Below are 16,957 nucleotides of genomic sequence, written 5' to 3'. Positions count from 1 at the left end.
GAGTAAATATACTCAAAATATTTTTCCCAGCAGGTTATTTTGTCAAAAAAAGAATTTCATAAAACAGCTAAAACCCAATCATAATAACCAGTTCATGCTTTTTGCTATCTAGGTCGGTATTCAATGAATTTAATCTCAAACCAACTAATTTATTGACATTATTCTCAATAAACTTGATTCGAGCTTTAAATATATCGGCGATCGCTCTAATATAGAATTGCGTGTCATTGTCTGAAAGCCTTGTTATCATTGGGTTATGGATAATTCCGAAAATTCAAAAAACACCTGCGGAATGTGGGTTCTAGAACTCATTCCCAGTCAGAGACTGGGAACGAGTTGAACGAGGTTGGGTTAAGCGACAGCGCAACCCAACCTAGCAAAAATGGACAAGGTATTGATTACTTACTTACAGGTTCTAATTGTAGACTTATTACTTTTTGTTCTTGTTCTTGTTGCTGAAATTCTGTCAATTCTGATTCTATTTCTGCCTTGACTTCATGACGGAACTTGAAAAAATGTTCACCTGTACCCAAAGCAATTAAATAATCATATAATAGATGAGGTTTTTGCCGTGCCATTGTTATTAATTGCTGCCAAAAAACAAACCGTGTAGAACGCAAAAATCCCTGTCGCCAACAAATAGACATTAAAAATTGGAACTCTGGTTTTGTTAAATTTCTTTCATATTTAGCCCGCCAACCTTCCATCATCATAAAATGCCGAAAAGTCCGTTTTAGGTAGGGCATGGGTTCATATAAATTCCAAAAAGCATCAACAAACTCCTCGGCAATTTCCGACATTGGCCGAGTGGGAACAAAATTCATTAAGGCTTTTTGAGAACCCACAAATTCACCTAAACCATCCCTTAACCGTCCTTCTTTTTGCAAGCGAGTCCACATGGCTGTATTGGGTAATGCTTGCAATAAGTTAAGATGGGCTTGGGGAATACAAGTTGCTTCTACAAACTCTTGAATCCGTTTACCTGCACCTGGTTTTTCACCATCAAATCCTAAGATAAAACCAGACATAATTTGTAATCCGGCTTTAGTAATTTTATGGCAGGATTCAACTAAGGAATTGCGGGTATTTTGTGGTTTATTAATTCCGACTAAACTATCTACATCAGGGGTTTCAATTCCCATAAACACCTGCACAAAACCAGCTTTTACCATTAGTTCTAGTAATTCGTCATCTTCTGCTAAATTTAAAGAAGCTTCTGTTAATAATGCAAAAGGATAATTACGTTCTTCCATCCAGGGAATTAATGCTCTTAGAAAGACCTTAGCATTGCGTTTATTGCCAATAAAGTTATCATCAACTATAAATACATAACGCCACCAACCCATCTGATACAAAGCATCTAATTCGGCGAGGATTTGTTCTGGGGTTTTTGTCCGGGGTTTGCGACCGAAAAGGGTAATAATATCGCAAAATTCACATTGGAATGGACAACCCCGGGAAAATTGCACCGTCATGGCTATATAAGCATTTAAGTCTAATAAATCAAATCGAGGTAAGGGGGTTGTGGTGACATCGGGTTTTTCTGTAGCGCGAAAAATCCCTTTTTCTTCTCCCTTTTCTAAAGCCTCTACAAACATGGGAATAGTAATTTCCCCTTCATCTAAAATTAAATAATCTGCGCCGGCTTCAAGAACAAATTCTGGTACAGATGTGGCAAATGGTCCACCCACTGCCACTTTTTTACCTAACGCCTTACCTTTTCTAATTAATTCACCAAAATCCTGTTGCTGAATGATCATTGCAGAAATGATGACTATATCGCACCATTCCCAATCTGCATCTGTTTCTAGACGGACATTGCGATCGCTCAATCTGAATTCCCAATCACTCGGTAACATTGCTGCCACCGTGATTAACCCTAATGGGGGATTCGTAGATCGTAACCCAGCTAAATCAATGGTTTCCTGATAAGACCAAAAAGAATTAGGCATTATCGGCCAGATTAATAAAGCTTTCATTAAGTATATTTCCCTGAGTTGTTTTTGATCAAAACCTATTTAATTTGAACTATAAAAGTTAGGTCAGTTGGTTTTTATCTCTCTGGAGGTACAGATTCTTTTAGTTTTATATTTAAGAAAAGAAATAGATAAGGTAAAGATAAATTACAGTTCAGCAAACAAAATTTATTTACGTCTCAAATCTGAGATAAAATATTTGGTAAATTTACTTAAAAATGGTTATAATATTATTTTCTTAAATTGATGCGTGTTATTAGCAAAAAAATACTTAGGGACTTTTGGGAAAAGCACTCCCTAGCAGAATCAGGACTTTTACTATGGTATCAACGTATATCTGATTCTCAATTGGAAAAGTTTAATGATGTCAGACAAATTTTTCCATCAGCAGATTTAGTTGGTAACTTTACTGTTTTTAATATCAAAGGTAATCATTATCGTTTGATAACCTATATAGATTATGAGTATCAACTCTTATTTATACGTGCTGTACTCACTCATGCTGAATACGATAAGGAGAATTGGAAAAATGACGAGTGGTTTAAAAATTCCTAGTAACTACTATATAAAACTAATTACCACATTTCCTCCTCGACCAATTACCAATGAAGATGAATTAATTGCTACTCAAAATCAAATTAATTCTATTTTGGATCAAGGAAATATTACACAAGATGATCGAGACTATCTGAAGGTTCTTGCTACTCTTGTTTATGATTATGAACAACAACATGAAATAATACCTACCTTAACAGGTATAGCACTCCTTCAAGCTTTGTTAGAAGAATCTAATCTGCAACCAAAAGATTTAGTTTCTATCTTAGAAAGTGAGTTAATAGTTTTAGATATTCTTAATGGTAAACGCCAATTAACAGAAAAACAAATTCAAGATTTAGCTGTGTTTTTTCAGATTGATCCTACTTATTTAGTTGCATAACTGAGTTTTCCCCTTACCTGGTAACTCCAGAAACTTCTGGCAAAAGTCAGAAAAAGAGGAAAGATGCTCTTAATAACCTCATCACTAATCCCCAATCACTCCCAATGACTACTAAAATGAGTCTTGTAACCGCCCCATTTACAAAGCGGGGAAGAGGAGATAAATAACGGATAATTATGGGTAAACAGCGCGTTTTGTCGGGAGTTCAACCAACTGGTAACTTACACTTAGGTAACTATTTAGGTGCGATTCGCAACTGGGTAGAAATTCAAGACCAGTATGAAAATTTCTTTTGTGTGGTAGATTTACACGCTATCACTGTACCGCATAATCCCGCCACTTTAGCGGCTGATACTTACAAGATTGCTGCTTTATATTTAGCTTGTGGTATTGATTTACAACACTCTCATATCTTTGTTCAGTCCCACGTTTCCGCACACAGTGAACTCACTTGGTTGCTAAATTGCATTACCCCCCTGAACTGGTTGCAAGATATGATTCAGTTTAAGGAAAAAGCTGTTAAACAAGGGGAAAATGTCGGTGTTGGTTTATTAGATTATCCTGTACTCATGGCGGCAGATATTCTCCTTTATCAAGCTGATAAAGTGCCAGTGGGTGAAGACCAAAAGCAACATTTAGAACTAACAAGGGATATTGTTAATAGGTTTAATCACCAATTTGCCAAAAAAGCACCTGTATTAAAATTGCCAGATCCTTTGATTAGAAAGGAAGGTGCAAGGGTGATGAGTTTGACAGATGGGACAAGGAAAATGTCAAAATCAGATCCTTCAGAATTGAGCCGAATTAATATTTTAGACTCTCCAGAGGAGATTACTAAGAAGATTAAACGCTGTAAAACTGATTTGGTGAAGGGTTTAACCTTTGATGATTCAGAACGCCCAGAATGCCATAATTTATTGACACTGTATACGCTGCTGGCTGGAAAAACTAAGGAAGAGGTAGCGATTGAATGTGCAGATATGGGTTGGGGACAGTTCAAACCTTTATTGACAGAAACGGCGATTCATGCTTTAAAGCCGATTCAGGACAAATATCAGGAGGTAATGGCGGATAAGGGTTATTTAGAGTCAGTGTTGCGGGATGGTGGGGAGAAAGCCAGAGCGATCGCTAACTCTACTCTAGCAGATGTGAAAGCGGCTTTGGGTTTCACTGTTCCGTTGTAATTTTTTACAGGGTTTAGATCCCCGACTTCTTTGAGAAGTCGGGGATCTGAAAAAGATATCTGAGTGAGTAATATTTGACACTCTCACTGGCTAAAGCCGCTGAGATTCTGCTGACAGATTTAGATTAGGGAGTACCCAAAGTCTAATTCTCGCTGCGTTCGTCAAACAACGCCTACTTAGTTACTCTAAGTCCAGCTTAGGTTTCTAGCTACTTTGATCATTTTGGTGCTTTCAGAGTCCATCACTGGGCCAAGATCCGGTACGCTCCACAACCTGCCATTAATCGCTCTTTCTTGTCAATACTGCCGTTAGGACTTAAACCTAACCGTTGTTTCACGGGAGCCGGGATTTCTCCGATACTAGGATGTTTCAACACGTAGATAGTTATTCTTACTCACAATCTCATTTTAGCATAAAATACCACTGCTGTTAAAACCGCCCGTGTCACTTATAAGTAATTGGACAAAAATATTTACAGTCATTGCGAGCGAAGGGAAGCAATCACAACCCTGGCGATTGCTTCATTTCACTTCGTTCCATATGGCTAACGCCACGCAACGCTTACGCAATGACATTGTGTAATTAATTCTGTCTCACTACTTATCTCAGGGCTAAAACCGCTGAGTTTTACGTTTACCGGATATTTCTATAACTAAGGTTTAGTCTTTAATGTGTAATTCGTTTTACTCTTTAAGAAAACCTCAAGATAAATTTGAACTATGCCGGATACTTATAGCTTTAGTGCTTTTAACAACTTCCGCACAGCCGCCCAAAAGGGTGACTTTTTAATTACCGCCGAAGTTGCACCTCCCAAGGGCGGAGATCCTATCCATACCATCGAAATGGCGGCGACTCTTAAGGGAAGGGTTCATGCTGTCAATATTACTGATGGTAGCCGTGCCGTAATGCGGATGTCTTCCTTGGTAGCCTCGGTGATTTTATTGCAAAATGGGATTGAACCGATTTGTCAGTTTGCTTGCCGCGATCGCAATAGAATTGGATTACAAGCAGATTTAATGGGCGCTCATGCTTTGGGTATCCGCAACATCTTAGCTTTAACTGGCGACCCTGTAAAAGCCGGTGATCATCCTCAAGCAAAAGCCGTTTTTGATTTGGAAGCTGTGCGACTATTGCAGTTAATTAGAAACATGAATCAGGGTTTTGATTTTAATGAAAAACCCCTCACTGATGGCGCATTAGATTTATTTGCAGGTGCAGCAGTAGATCCTCAATCGAAAAGTTGGTCAGGTTTACAAAGTCGGTTTGAAAAGAAAATAGCAGCCGGGGCGCAATTTTTTCAAAGTCAATTAATTACTGATTTTGAAATACTAGAAAAGTTCATGAATAAAATTGCCTGTGGTTACAATAAACCAATTTTGGCAGGAATTTTTCTGTTGAAATCGGCAAAAAATGCCCAGTTTATTAATAAGGCTGTTCCCGGTGTGAATATTCCTGAACACATTATTGAGAGATTAGCAAAAGCGAAACATCCTCTAGAAGAAGGCATGAAAATTGCCGCCGAACAAGTGCAAACTGCGCGGGGATTGTGTCAGGGTGTGCATCTAATGGCGGTGAAGCGGGAGGATTTGATTGCACCGATTTTGGATTTAGCGGGGGTGGGGAAAGTTAGTTAAATGGAAATGCAAGGGCTATTTCATTCTTATTTAACCCGCCTCAGAATGAATTCTGAGTCTAATAGCAAAAGTCGTCTCAAGACGACTAAAGAAAAGTTTATAGTCCGTTTTAACGGACTTGATTTATTAGCCCAGCACTTAAATTCTGGGCGGATTATGTTTAGAATGAAATAGCCCTGAATAGAAATGCGATCACATTCAGTTAGGTGCGATCGCTTTACACCTTAATTTTGCTAAACTAGAATAAACCTCACACCAGCAGGAGGACATAATGACTTTTACAACTGATATCCAGGAAGATCAAGACTTACGCCCTTATCCAGAGACCTCTCTTCCAGATCATACCCAACTACCAGAGTCGGACGGTACATTTGTGAAAAATTGGCAAGAACATCCCCAAAGTATTCTACTAACTGATTCTATCAAACCAGTATTACAAAAACTTTATCCTGATAGTCAATATTTTATTGGACAAGATTTAGGCATTTATTGGCGTATTACTGAACCACCTGAGAAAGGTGCAGAAGCACCAGACTGGTTCTATGTTCCCAGTGTACCACCTACCTTAAATGGTAAAACCCGACGCTCCTATGTCCTTTGGCAAGAATTTATTGCTCCATCAATTGTTTTAGAATTTGTTTCGGGGAATGGTGCAGAAGAACGAGATAAAACTCCTTGGAAAGGTAAATTTTGGATTTATGAGCAGGTAATTCGTACTCCTTTTTACGGCATTTATGAAGTAAATAAAGCCAGTATAGAAGTTTATGAATTAATTGGTGGAAAATATCAGTTATTAGCAGCAAATGAACGAGGACATTATTCAATTACACCTATGGGTGTGGAGTTGGGTTTATGGCAGGGAGAATATCAGAATGCAGAATTACCCTGGTTGCGGTGGTGGGATTTGCAAGGTAATTTATTATTAACTGGTGAAGAAAGAGCGAATCGCTTGACTGCACAATTACGGGCTTTGGGAATTGAACCGGAAGCGTAATATTATGTAATATTATTGGGATTTTGGGTTAAAAATGCGATAAGATAAATTTTGGATTTGATGGGGATGGGAGGGGATATGAATAGAATTATTAAGGAGTCAATGCCGTGACAGATTTAAATGATAATGAAGATTTAGATTTAGAAGATAGTGATGATGAAGAATATGAAAAAGTTACTTTTGAATATGATCCTGATAAAATTAATATTGCCACGAGACAACCAACAATTGAACAATTATTAAGACGAATTGGGAAAGAAGCACTTGATTTAGCACCTGATTTTCAGCGTCAGGCAAATATATGGAAGCTAGATGCTCAAAGCCGACTAATTGAGTCTATTCTGATTCGCATTCCCCTACCAGCTTTTTATATAGATGCTACTAATGATGATAAATGGGTAGTTATAGATGGGTTACAAAGATTATATGCTTTGAGTCACTTTGTTAGTGATAAAAGTGAAAAAAAACTCACCCTAAGTGGACTAGAATACCTTACAAATCTTAATGGTAAAACTTATGATGAATTAGAACCAAGATATCAACGACGAATTCTGGAAACTCAGCCCGTAGTTTATTTACTTGAAAAAGGTACTCCTACAGAAGTAAAATATAATATCTTTAAAAGAATTAAAACAGGGGGTGTACCTCTTTCAAACCAAGAACTACGTCATGCACTAAACCCAGGAAAAGCCAATGAATTATTACGAGAACTTGCAAATTCAGATGAATTTACGCAGGTTCTTAATCTTCGTGAAGAAAGAAAAAAGCGTATGGATGATCGAGAATTTATACTTGGTTATCTGGCTTTTATTCTAACATCTTATAAAGATTATAAAGACAATTCCAGAGATTTATTTTTAAGTGAAGCTTTATCTAAAATAAATAATCTCACTAATTCAGAATTAACAAATATTAAGGAAAAATTTAAAAAGTCAATGTTGGCGGCTTATGATATTCTTGGAAAGAATGCTTTTCGCAAGATTTCTCATAAAGATAATAAAACTTTTCCACCTAATAAGCCCCTCTTTGAAGCTTGGTCATTTCATCTTAGCCAACTGAGTGATGAAGATATAGAAAAATTAAAAAAATACAAGCAAAAACTAATTGACAAGTTTATTGAATATACAGACAATGATAAAGAGTTTCTTGCATCCATATCCCAAACTGCTAAAAAAGTAGAGTATAGATTTGAAACTATCGGTAAAATTATTCAGGAAGTATTGTTATGATTAGTTCTCTGCGCTTAATAAATTTCAAGGCTTTTGAAAATCAGTTATTAGAATTCAGACCTCTAACTCTACTTTCTGGTTTAAACAGTACAGGTAAATCTTCAGTTTTACAATCATTACTACTTCTACGCCAATCTTATTTAAACAAGATATTAGATAGAGGTTTAACGCTTAAAGATATCTTGGTTGATATTGGTACTGCTAAAGATGCTTTTTGTGAAAGAGCAAAAGCTAACTATATTGGGTTTGAAATAGGTTGGGAAAATGGTAGTAAAGGTCTATGGAATTTTGAATATGATATACAAAAAAAAGAAGCAAAAATTATAAAATTAAATAATATAGAATCAATAATATCAATTATATAGGATTACCAGTGGCGATTTTCATCATTGTCTAAAATGTTCAATTATTTTATAAGGTACTTCTTTTTCTTCTACAAGATAACCATGAAACCCACCAACATTATCTGACTGAAATTCATAAAATTTGCCCTGATAATAACCATAGTATTGTCTACCATTGGGAATAGCTTGATCTAGAACTGATTGAGCTTCTTCATCACTTAAATCCATATGAGATCCCCTTCTACCACGATAAATACCTTTACCTTCAGGTGTATGTTTATCACTAGCCACATAACGCGGACGTAATTTTTTAGCATGAATTGAATTAGTTAAATTAAGAATATCTACTTCTTTATAAAGTTTGCCATCCTCACTGCATTTTAAGTGAATATATTCACATATAAAATCTGGTGCATTCTCTAAGCTAATTAAAATCCCTTTTAAATAAACTGATCCTGCTAAAGAACTACCAGAAACATCTTGATGATTAAAATGGCATTCATGGTAAGCTACCTCAGCATCTAATATTTCATCTATATGAAGTCCGTTATTCATTAACTTAATTAACAAAATTCGACTAATTTCTTGATCTTCTCCTTGAGAGGATTTAGATTTTAGGTATAACCAGTCACGAATTGTAAATGCTGGTGATATAGGACGCTCAGAAAAGCTACTGTGAGTAAAAATAGGTTTTTGATTTCTAACAGGTTCTATTTCGCTAAGTATCTCAAATAAAACCTTCATTAAAATATCCGCATCATAATTATCTTTGGATATTATTCATTCCTTATACTCCTTCTCCACAGATAAATATTGCGGCACATTCATCAATTCTTGAAAATCCTGAAAATTCATCAAACCAGATAAATTATCAGTCCTTCCCTGTTCCTTTAAATGACGAAAACAACCACTCATTACCTCAGTTACAGCCATCAATGCAGTCAGAGGGAAAAAGACAATTTTAAACCCCAAATTTTGCAATTCTGCGGGGGAAATAGCGGGAGTTTTCCCACCTTCAACAATATTTGCTACCAATGGCACATTAGGAAAAGCAGCACCTATAATTTCCAACTCTGTCACAGATTGGGGAGCTTCCACAAACAAGACATCTGCACCAGCATTGATGTATGATTGACCACGAGCAATGGCTTCCTCCAACCCCAAAGGCGCACGGGCATCAGTTCGGGCTATAATGACCAAACCGCTATCACCACGTGCTTCCACCGCAGCCCGGATTTTCCCCGCGTGTTCCGTCATCGAAATCACCCGTTTACCTGCAAAATGTCCGCATTTCTTCGGCCATTCTTGGTCTTCTAAAATAATCCCAGCTAAACCCAACTGCACCGCATCTTTTACAGTTCGCATCACATTTAAAGCATTACCATAACCCGTATCACAATCAGCAATCAAGGGTATATTAATTGACTGAGCTATTCTCCCGACAGTGGATAAATTTTCCGTAGCAGTGAGAAAACCATAGTCAGGTAAACCCAAGGTAGAAGCAGCAATCCCAAAACCACTGGTAGCAGCGACATCAAAACCCGCCTTTTCTACCAATTTTGCACTCAAACAATCATAAACACCAGGAATAACGATAATTTCAGGACGTGCCAGTAATTCGCGCAGTTTTTGAGCAGCAGACATACAAATAACTCTAAATGGACTATTTTGAGAATACAATAAATACTGTAAAAACGTTTTCGGAAGCTTACGGTATTTCTTCCTTTGCGCCTTTGCGCCTTTGCGAGAGATAAAATTTAAATTAATCACAAATGAGTAAACCAATAGAAGTCCGCAACCCCCGCACAGGTAAATTTGATTATGTCATCGTTCCTCCACCACCAAAATTACTTTCCCAGCAATGTCACCGTTTGCGGAGAGGACAAATTATCTGGCAAAAATTAGGAATTGAAGGCAGAATTGCCGCTTTAAAAGCATGGAAACAAGCTATATTATCAGACCGAACACAATTAATAGAAGCTTTAGTTAGTGATACGGGAAGATTATCAACATCAGTGACAGAAGTAGATTCTTTTATTTCTAGTATTGATAAATGGTGTAATTTAGCTCCACAATTAATACAAGGGACAGCAAAAAATACATCTATTCCTTTTATTGCTTTACAACAAATGGCTGTTCCTTATCCTCTAGTTGGCGTAATTAGTCCTTGGAATTTCCCCCTATTGTTATCTACAATTGATACGATTCCGGCTTTACTGGCGGGTTGTGCCGTAATAGTTAAACCTAGTGAAATTACTCCCCGATTTGTTGCTCCTTTGATGACTATAATCAATACAATTCCTCAATTACGTGATGTTTTAAACTTTGTTGAAGGAGCAGGACAAACAGGAGCAGATTTAATAGAAGATGTAGATTTAATTTGTTTTACAGGTAGTGTAGAAACTGGGCGGTTAGTGGCAGAAGCGGCAGCCCAAAAATTTATTCCTGCTTTCTTAGAACTAGGAGGAAAAGACCCAGCTATTGTTTTAGAATCAGCAGATTTAGATTTAGCAACCTCAGCAATTTTGTGGGGTTCTGTTGTGAATTCTGGACAGTCCTGTTCATCAATTGAAAGAATTTATGTTGCTGAATCTATATTTGAAGAATTTTATCATCAATTAGTCACTAAAGCCCATGAATTGAAATTGGCATATCCAACTATTGAAAGTGGTGAAATTGGTCCAATTATTTGTGAAAAACAAGCGGCTATTATTAATGATCATCTGTTAGATGCTGTTGCCAAAGGTGCAGTAATTCACTCTGGTGGTAAAGTAGAAGAATTAGGTGGAGGTTGGTGGTGTCGTCCTACGGTTATGACTGAAGTTGATCATTCTATGAAAGTCATGATTGAAGAAACATTTGGTCCAATTATGCCGATTATGCCTTTTGCTAATATAGAAGCAGCGATAAATTTAGCTAATGATTCTATTTATGGATTAAGTGCTGCTATATTTTCTGAATCAGAAGAGTTAGCATTAGAAATTGGTATGCAAATAGATGTAGGTGCTATTAGTATTAATGATGCAGGTTTAACAGCTATGATGCACGAAGGAGAGAAAAATTCCTTTAAATTTTCTGGTTTGGGAGGTTCACGCATGGGTAAAGCTGCCTTTAAACGCTTTATGCGAAAAAAAGCCTTTTTGATTAAAACTAACTTTGATAAAGACCCTTGGTGGTTTAATAATGAAGAGTAGGGATATAGAAACTGGGTAAGTAAGTGAACACAATAAAATCGAATACAGACAAAAAGTCAATTCTGTTTATTATCAAAGAAAAGATCGCTCAATTTTCCAGACTTGATATTACTTCTAACTTCTTCTAAATCCTCTTGATAACGCAGCGTGGCGCAGGGACATACTCCCGAATGGGCGCAGGCCATGCGCCCCTACCTCTTGATAACGTAGCGTGGCGTTAGCCATACTCCCGAATGGGCGCAGGGCCTGCGCCCCTACCTCCTGATAGCGTAGCGTGGCGTTAGCCATACTTCTAGCCCTCACAGACAACTTTTTCAGCAAACCCTAAGTAGCTTGGCACAATTAAATATAAAACCTCTCTCCAAACCTCTCCCCTACCAGGGGAGAGGCTTTGACTCCCCCTTTCCTACCAGGGAAGGGGGTTGGGGGTTTAGGTTTATATTATACTTTTTAACGCCCACTTACTTATTGGATAATAGTCTTTCAGAGGAAGAAGCAACAGGGAACAGAAAAAACTCATGTTTAAAAACATGAGATTGAAATAATGACACTGTTTTTTTTCGTGCTACGCATCTTTTAAAAACATCTTTTTCTTGACTGAAGCTCTAAACTGGTGAAACTTTAGTTTCTTATCTGTTCCCTGTTCCCTTTTTTTGTAATTAATTTCCCATTTATTAAGGTAAAAAAATGACTAAAAGTGACAAAATTAACTTTTCTACTCCTAGCGGTTTTCCCGAATTTTTACCTAGCGAAAAGCGTCTAGAAGTATATTTACTAGATATTATTCGTCAGGTTTTTGAAAGTTATGGTTTTACACCTATTGAAACTCCAGCGGTGGAAAGGTTAGAAGTTCTACAAGCTAAAGGTAATCAAGGTGATAATATTATTTATGGTATTGAGCCAATTTTACCACCAAATCGCCAAGCAGAAAAGGATAAATCTGGAGAAACTGGTTCAGAAGCCAGGGCTTTAAAATTTGATCAAACTGTTCCTCTTGCTGCGTATATTGCCCGTCACTTAAATGAATTAACTTTTCCTTTTGCTCGTTATCAAACGGACATGGTATTTCGGGGTGAACGGGCAAAAGATGGACGGTTTCGGCAGTTTCGACAATGTGATATTGATGTGGTTGCTCGTGGTAAACTGAGTTTACTTTATGATGCCCAAATGCCGGCAATTATCACGGAAATATTTGAAAAAATTAATATTGGTGATTTTGTCATTCGTATTAATAACCGCAAAATCCTCACAGGTTTTTTTCAATCAGTAGGAGTTGCTGAAAACCAAATTAAAACCTGTATTAGTATTATTGATAATTTGGAGAAAATTGGCGAAGCTAAAGTTAAACAAGAATTAGAGACAGAAGGTATTTCCTCAGAACAAACGGAAAAAATTATTGAGTTTGTGAAAATTGATGGCAGTATTGATGATATTTTAGATAAACTCAAACACCTGGCTGAAAGTTTGCCAGATGCAGAACAATTTAATTTAGGGGTTACTGAATTAGAAACTGTAATTAATGGAGTGAGAAATTTAGGAGTTGCTGATAAACGTTTCTGTATTGATTTATCTATTGCTCGTGGTTTAAATTATTATACTGGCACTGTTTACGAAACTACCTTATTAGGTCATGGGGCTTTGGGGAGTATTTGTTCTGGTGGTAGGTACGAAGAATTAGTGGGAACATTCATTGGTGAAAAAATGCCCGGTGTGGGTATTTCCATTGGTTTAACTCGGTTAATTAGCCGGTTATTAAAAGCGGGTATTCTGACTACTTTATCCGCCACACCTGCCCAAGTTGTAGTAGTAAATATGCAAGAGGATTTAATGCCTGTTTATTTACAAGTATCGCAACAGTTACGTCAAGGGGGAATTAATGTTGTGACTAACTTTGAAAAACGCCCTTTAGGTAAACAATTTCAAGCCGCAGATAAGCAAGGAATTAGATTTTGTGTAATTATTGGTGGGGAAGAAGCAGCAGCGCAAAAATCATCATTGAAGGATTTACAAAGTGGTGAACAAATAGAAGTGAATTTGGCAGATTTGGTAGAGGAAGTTAAACGCAGACTTGCATAATTTGGCATCATTTTAATTACCACGCTGTTGGCGTGGTAATTTATCAAAAAATCAAAAATTACGAATAGATAGATGACTACACAATCAGAACGCACCTTAAATGTCGCTAATCAGGCATTTGGGTATTTTGTACAAGGTTTAGAAACTGGTAATTGGCAGGCATTTTTAGATATGCTGACAGATGATTTTACCTTTTGGTTTCCTATGGGAAAATTTCACGGTTTAAATGTAGGTAAAAAACGAGCAAAGGAGTTTTTTGAATATGTTTCTGAGTCCTTCCAACTAGGAATTAAGATTACCTCTTTAGACAATATTACTAGCAATGAAAAAACAGTGATTTTTGAATTTCGGGATGAAGGTAACTTATTTGGTAATCCTTATAAAAATCGAGTTGCAATTGCTTTTGATATTCGAGATAATCAAGTTTGTGCCTATCGAGAATACTTTGGTAGTGATGGTAAATCTTATTAATGAGAGATACAGCGTTTTTTTATTCAGTCAGCTATAAGAACCCCAGCACCCTCGCAGGCGAGGAGGAGGCTATAATATACTCGATATATACTCAAAACGGCTTGATTGTTTGATTCTAAACCTAGGGGTAAAGCAAAAGCTGATATGTGTCAACTTAAGCTCAAATCCCTACCACATCTCGTTCCTAGTCTCTGACTAGGAATGCAGTTGATGCTCTAATATCATTGAAGGCAGAGCCTTCTAGAATTCATTCCCAGTCAGAGACTGGGAACGAGACGAGTTAGGTTATTTGTCATTTGGCAAAAGTTTAAATCTCACCCGTGTTTAGTATAATTAAGAAAATGTTTTTGTCTTCCTTTGCGTGAGATTTTAATTATCTATGTGAACCGAATAAAATAATTACCGTTCCCAAAACGGAAATTATCACACCTGATAAATCCCATCTATTCGGTTTTACTCCTTCAAATAGCCATAACCACAGCAAGGATGAAAGGATATAAATTCCTCCATAGGCAGCATAAACTCTGCCAGCATTATCGGCATCTACTTTAGTTAGGGACACAGCAAAGATGATCAAAGCAAAAATTCCAGGAATAACCCAAAGGACGCTTTTTCCTAATCTTAACCATGCCCAAAAACTGTAGCAACCGGAGATTTCTGCAAATGCTGCAATTAGGAGAAAAATCAGGTTGGGTATTTTCACGCTGGAACTACAAATTTTTCACTTCCAGCTAAATCAAAAGCTGAGTGAATAACTTGTAATGCTTTGACACCTTCATCCTGTCCGACAACACAACTAATTTTAATTTCTGAAGTGGCTATCATTTGAATGTTGATGTGATTTTTAGCTAAGGCTGTAAACATTTTAGCGGCTATGCCCGGTTGTCCTACCATCCCAGAACCAACGATACTAACTTTAGCGATCGCCTGATCTAATACTACCTCACCCCAATCAAACTCTTTGGCAACTGCTTTTAATCTCTGTTGAGCGTTTTCTGCATCCATTCTCGCCACAGTAAAGGCAATATCCCTTCCGGGAACACCATTTACTATTCGACAACGTTGGGATTGAATAATCATATCCACACTGATGTTATGTTGCGCTAAAAATCCAAACAATTTGGCAGCCATACCCGGATGATTTGGTACTTGCCGAATCGCAATTCGGGCTTGGTTCATGTCTAAAGCGACACCACGCACAGCAGGGGCTTTAGTCGCAGCACAGGAGAGAGAAGCAGAAGAAGAGTTGATTTCAAAAGTATGACACAAAGCAGCTATAGCGCGATCGCAATCCCCAATATCCACAACACAACTCACCTTAACTTCACTGGTAGAAATCATCTGAATATTCACACCAGCTTCCGCCAAAGTTGTAAACATCTGCGCTGCTACCCCCGGACGACCAATCATTCCCGCCCCGACAATACTCACTTTAGCAGTATCTTTTTCTACTATTACTTCCGCTTCATCTGAACTATGCTGATTTTTAAATATCGGTGCTATAGCCAATGATACTGCTTCCGCCCGTTTTAATATTGAAGTATTTACTGTAAAAGCAATGTCATTAGTATTACCTTCATGAATAGACTGAATAATTAAATCCACATCAACATTTTCCTGGGAAATTTGCCCAAATAACTGGGCTGCTATCCCTGGTCTATCAGGAACACGCAATAAAGCCACCTTTGCCTGTTGAATATCAAACTCCACAGCATCCACTGGTCGTGCCAATTCTAAATTTACCAACGCCCGATCTTGCCTTGACGGCGTAGTTACCCAAGTTCCGGGCTGATCCGTCCAACTTGACCGTACCACCAGGGGAACGCCATAATTGCGGGCAATTTCCACAGCCCTGGGATGTAATACCTTCGCCCCTAAACTAGCCAATTCCAGCATTTCATCACTCGTGATTTCTGTCAATAATTGGGCTTCAGGAACAAGACGCGGATCTGTAGTTAAAATTCCCGGAACATCTGTATAAATTTCACAAAAATCTGCACCGATAGCGGCGGCGATCGCCACTGCGGAAGTGTCAGAACCACCACGTCCCAAAGTAGTAATTTCTAATTCTTCTGTACTGCTAATTCCTTGAAATCCGGCAACCACAACCACTTTGCCGCCATTAATTTGCCGCATTAAGCGTTCAGTTTCAATATGTAAAATCCGAGCGCGAGAGTGTTCTGCTTCGGTAACAATGCCCACCTGAGCGCCAGTCATCGAAATTGCTGGTTGGCCAATTTCCTGCAATGCCATACTTAGTAAAGCAATGGTAACTTGCTCCCCTGTGGAAAGCAGCATATCCATTTCCCGACGACTAGGAGTTTTAGAGATGTCATTAGCTAGTTTAACTAACCCGTCAGTGGTTTTACCCATTGCAGAAACCACTACTACAACAGAATTTCCAGCTTTGACAGTTTTTTCAACCCGCATTGCTACAGCTTGAATCCGTTCGACTGAACCAACAGATGTACCACCGTATTTTTGAACTATAAGCGCCATAAAATTCTCTTTAATCACTTGTTTTGCCACAGTCAGGGTTGTCACGACTATGAAAAACCCTAAAAGTGCCAGTTTAGATTACCAAAAAAAATACACCCGTTAGCAATCTCGGACTTTGATTTTAATCACAAATTAACCATTTCCATGAATTATCTTAACCAATTTATACACCTTTTTTGTTTATTGTAGTTAGCCGTAGGACAGTATTTTTATGCAAATAAATACTAACCCGCTCAAACATGGCAAGCAATATTACTTATTCCTAGCAGACTGTTTATTTACATAACACACTGCTAGGATATTTTATTGAACAGGAGTATAGCTAACGCCACGCTACGCTATCAGGAGGTAGGGGCGCAGGGCCTGCGCCCATTCAGAAGTATGGCTAACGCCACGCTTCGCTATCAGGAGTTCAGAAA

General features: G+C 37.7%; 16 protein-coding genes. 10 read left to right on the top strand and 6 right to left on the bottom strand.

Going from position 1 to position 16,957, the window contains the following annotated elements:
• Positions 1 to 67 precede the first annotated feature (67 nt).
• Positions 68 to 250: a hypothetical protein gene (locus tag AN486_RS23035; protein WP_039201592.1), complete on the bottom strand. Its 183-nt coding sequence runs from the start codon at positions 248 to 250 to the stop codon at positions 68 to 70.
• A 148-nt stretch (positions 251 to 398) separates the two neighbouring features.
• A complete protein-coding gene (locus AN486_RS23030) occupies positions 399 to 1,979 on the bottom strand; it encodes a B12-binding domain-containing radical SAM protein (protein ID WP_053538134.1) in 1,581 nt (526 codons plus the stop codon).
• 243 nt (positions 1,980 to 2,222) lie between these two features.
• Between AN486_RS23030 and AN486_RS23025 the strand changes: the two genes are divergently transcribed.
• The 7 genes from AN486_RS23025 (at position 2,223) to AN486_RS22995 (ending at position 8,319) form a co-directional block, all read left to right on the top strand.
• A complete protein-coding gene (locus AN486_RS23025) occupies positions 2,223 to 2,531 on the top strand; it encodes a type II toxin-antitoxin system HigB family toxin (protein WP_053538135.1) in 309 nt (102 codons plus the stop codon).
• A complete protein-coding gene (locus AN486_RS23020; protein WP_053538136.1) occupies positions 2,506 to 2,913 on the top strand; it encodes a type II toxin-antitoxin system HigA family antitoxin in 408 nt (135 codons plus the stop codon). Before AN486_RS23025 ends, AN486_RS23020 begins: the two co-directional genes overlap by 26 nt.
• 176 nt (positions 2,914 to 3,089) lie before the next feature.
• Complete coding sequence (gene trpS / locus AN486_RS23015) at positions 3,090 to 4,097, top strand: tryptophan--tRNA ligase (protein ID WP_053538137.1); 1,008 nt, start codon at positions 3,090 to 3,092, stop codon at positions 4,095 to 4,097.
• 719 nt (positions 4,098 to 4,816) lie between these two features.
• Entirely contained in the window at positions 4,817 to 5,731 is a 915-nt protein-coding gene (locus tag AN486_RS23010; RefSeq protein ID WP_290602702.1) for a methylenetetrahydrofolate reductase, read from the top strand.
• A gap of 271 nt (positions 5,732 to 6,002) precedes the next feature.
• On the top strand, positions 6,003 to 6,725 hold the full coding sequence (locus tag AN486_RS23005) for a Uma2 family endonuclease (RefSeq protein ID WP_053538139.1): 723 nt from the start codon (positions 6,003 to 6,005) through the stop codon (positions 6,723 to 6,725).
• A gap of 107 nt (positions 6,726 to 6,832) precedes the next feature.
• Positions 6,833 to 7,954, top strand: a complete 1,122-nt coding sequence (locus AN486_RS23000; protein ID WP_053538140.1) for a DUF262 domain-containing protein — start codon at positions 6,833 to 6,835, stop codon at positions 7,952 to 7,954.
• Positions 7,951 to 8,319, top strand: coding sequence for an AAA family ATPase (locus AN486_RS22995; protein WP_053538141.1), 369 nt, complete (start codon positions 7,951 to 7,953; stop codon positions 8,317 to 8,319). Before AN486_RS23000 ends, AN486_RS22995 begins: the two co-directional genes overlap by 4 nt.
• Before the next feature lie 21 nt (positions 8,320 to 8,340).
• Here the strand turns inward: AN486_RS22995 and AN486_RS22990 are convergent, their stop codons facing one another.
• Positions 8,341 to 9,042 carry a hypothetical protein gene (locus AN486_RS22990; protein ID WP_053538142.1) on the bottom strand — a complete coding sequence of 234 codons (702 nt, stop codon included), beginning with the start codon at positions 9,040 to 9,042 and terminating at the stop codon, positions 8,341 to 8,343.
• Between the two features lie 36 nt (positions 9,043 to 9,078).
• Positions 9,079 to 9,942, bottom strand: coding sequence for an oxaloacetate decarboxylase (locus AN486_RS22985; RefSeq protein ID WP_053538143.1), 864 nt, complete (start codon positions 9,940 to 9,942; stop codon positions 9,079 to 9,081).
• Positions 9,943 to 10,070: 128 nt separating this feature from the next.
• Here AN486_RS22985 and AN486_RS22980 point away from each other — a divergent pair, with 128 nt between their 5' ends.
• The 3 genes from AN486_RS22980 (at position 10,071) to AN486_RS22970 (ending at position 14,039) form a co-directional block, all read left to right on the top strand.
• Positions 10,071 to 11,492, top strand: coding sequence for an aldehyde dehydrogenase family protein (locus tag AN486_RS22980; RefSeq protein ID WP_290602701.1), 1,422 nt, complete (start codon positions 10,071 to 10,073; stop codon positions 11,490 to 11,492).
• A gap of 687 nt (positions 11,493 to 12,179) precedes the next feature.
• Positions 12,180 to 13,568 (top strand): histidine--tRNA ligase, encoded by a 1,389-nt coding sequence (gene hisS, locus AN486_RS22975; protein WP_290602699.1) that lies wholly within the window; start codon positions 12,180 to 12,182, stop codon positions 13,566 to 13,568.
• Between the two features lie 72 nt (positions 13,569 to 13,640).
• A complete protein-coding gene (locus AN486_RS22970) occupies positions 13,641 to 14,039 on the top strand; it encodes a nuclear transport factor 2 family protein (protein ID WP_027402483.1) in 399 nt (132 codons plus the stop codon).
• Positions 14,040 to 14,412: 373 nt separating this feature from the next.
• On the opposite strand, the gene AN486_RS22965 is transcribed toward AN486_RS22970, so the two are convergent.
• Both AN486_RS22965 and AN486_RS22960 read right to left on the bottom strand, forming a co-directional pair.
• Positions 14,413 to 14,742, bottom strand: coding sequence for a YnfA family protein (locus AN486_RS22965; protein WP_234413306.1), 330 nt, complete (start codon positions 14,740 to 14,742; stop codon positions 14,413 to 14,415).
• Positions 14,739 to 16,538, bottom strand: a complete 1,800-nt coding sequence (locus tag AN486_RS22960; protein ID WP_053541186.1) for an aspartate kinase — start codon at positions 16,536 to 16,538, stop codon at positions 14,739 to 14,741. Before AN486_RS22960 ends, AN486_RS22965 begins: the two co-directional genes overlap by 4 nt.
• Positions 16,539 to 16,957 lie beyond the last annotated feature (419 nt).

The sequence above is a fragment of the Anabaena sp. AL93 genome, assembly GCF_001672085.1.
Classification (GTDB): Bacteria; Cyanobacteriota; Cyanobacteriia; order Cyanobacteriales; family Nostocaceae; genus Dolichospermum; species Dolichospermum heterosporum.
This window is presented reverse-complemented; position numbering and strand designations above follow the sequence as displayed.

Coding starts and splice junctions, on each gene's coding strand:
- AN486_RS23035 (WP_039201592.1), bottom strand. CDS start 250: ATGATAACAAGGCTTTCAGACAATGACACGCAATTCTATATTAGAGCG.
- AN486_RS23030 (WP_053538134.1), bottom strand. CDS start 1,979: ATGAAAGCTTTATTAATCTGGCCGATAATGCCTAATTCTTTTTGGTCT.
- AN486_RS23025 (WP_053538135.1), top strand. CDS start 2,223: ATGCGTGTTATTAGCAAAAAAATACTTAGGGACTTTTGGGAAAAGCAC.
- AN486_RS23020 (WP_053538136.1), top strand. CDS start 2,506: ATGACGAGTGGTTTAAAAATTCCTAGTAACTACTATATAAAACTAATT.
- trpS (WP_053538137.1), top strand. CDS start 3,090: ATGGGTAAACAGCGCGTTTTGTCGGGAGTTCAACCAACTGGTAACTTA.
- AN486_RS23010 (WP_290602702.1), top strand. CDS start 4,817: ATGCCGGATACTTATAGCTTTAGTGCTTTTAACAACTTCCGCACAGCC.
- AN486_RS23005 (WP_053538139.1), top strand. CDS start 6,003: ATGACTTTTACAACTGATATCCAGGAAGATCAAGACTTACGCCCTTAT.
- AN486_RS22995 (WP_053538141.1), top strand. CDS start 7,951: ATGATTAGTTCTCTGCGCTTAATAAATTTCAAGGCTTTTGAAAATCAG.
- AN486_RS22990 (WP_053538142.1), bottom strand. CDS start 9,042: ATGAAGGTTTTATTTGAGATACTTAGCGAAATAGAACCTGTTAGAAAT.
- AN486_RS22985 (WP_053538143.1), bottom strand. CDS start 9,942: ATGTCTGCTGCTCAAAAACTGCGCGAATTACTGGCACGTCCTGAAATT.
- AN486_RS22980 (WP_290602701.1), top strand. CDS start 10,071: ATGAGTAAACCAATAGAAGTCCGCAACCCCCGCACAGGTAAATTTGAT.
- hisS (WP_290602699.1), top strand. CDS start 12,180: ATGACTAAAAGTGACAAAATTAACTTTTCTACTCCTAGCGGTTTTCCC.
- AN486_RS22970 (WP_027402483.1), top strand. CDS start 13,641: ATGACTACACAATCAGAACGCACCTTAAATGTCGCTAATCAGGCATTT.
- AN486_RS22960 (WP_053541186.1), bottom strand. CDS start 16,538: ATGGCGCTTATAGTTCAAAAATACGGTGGTACATCTGTTGGTTCAGTC.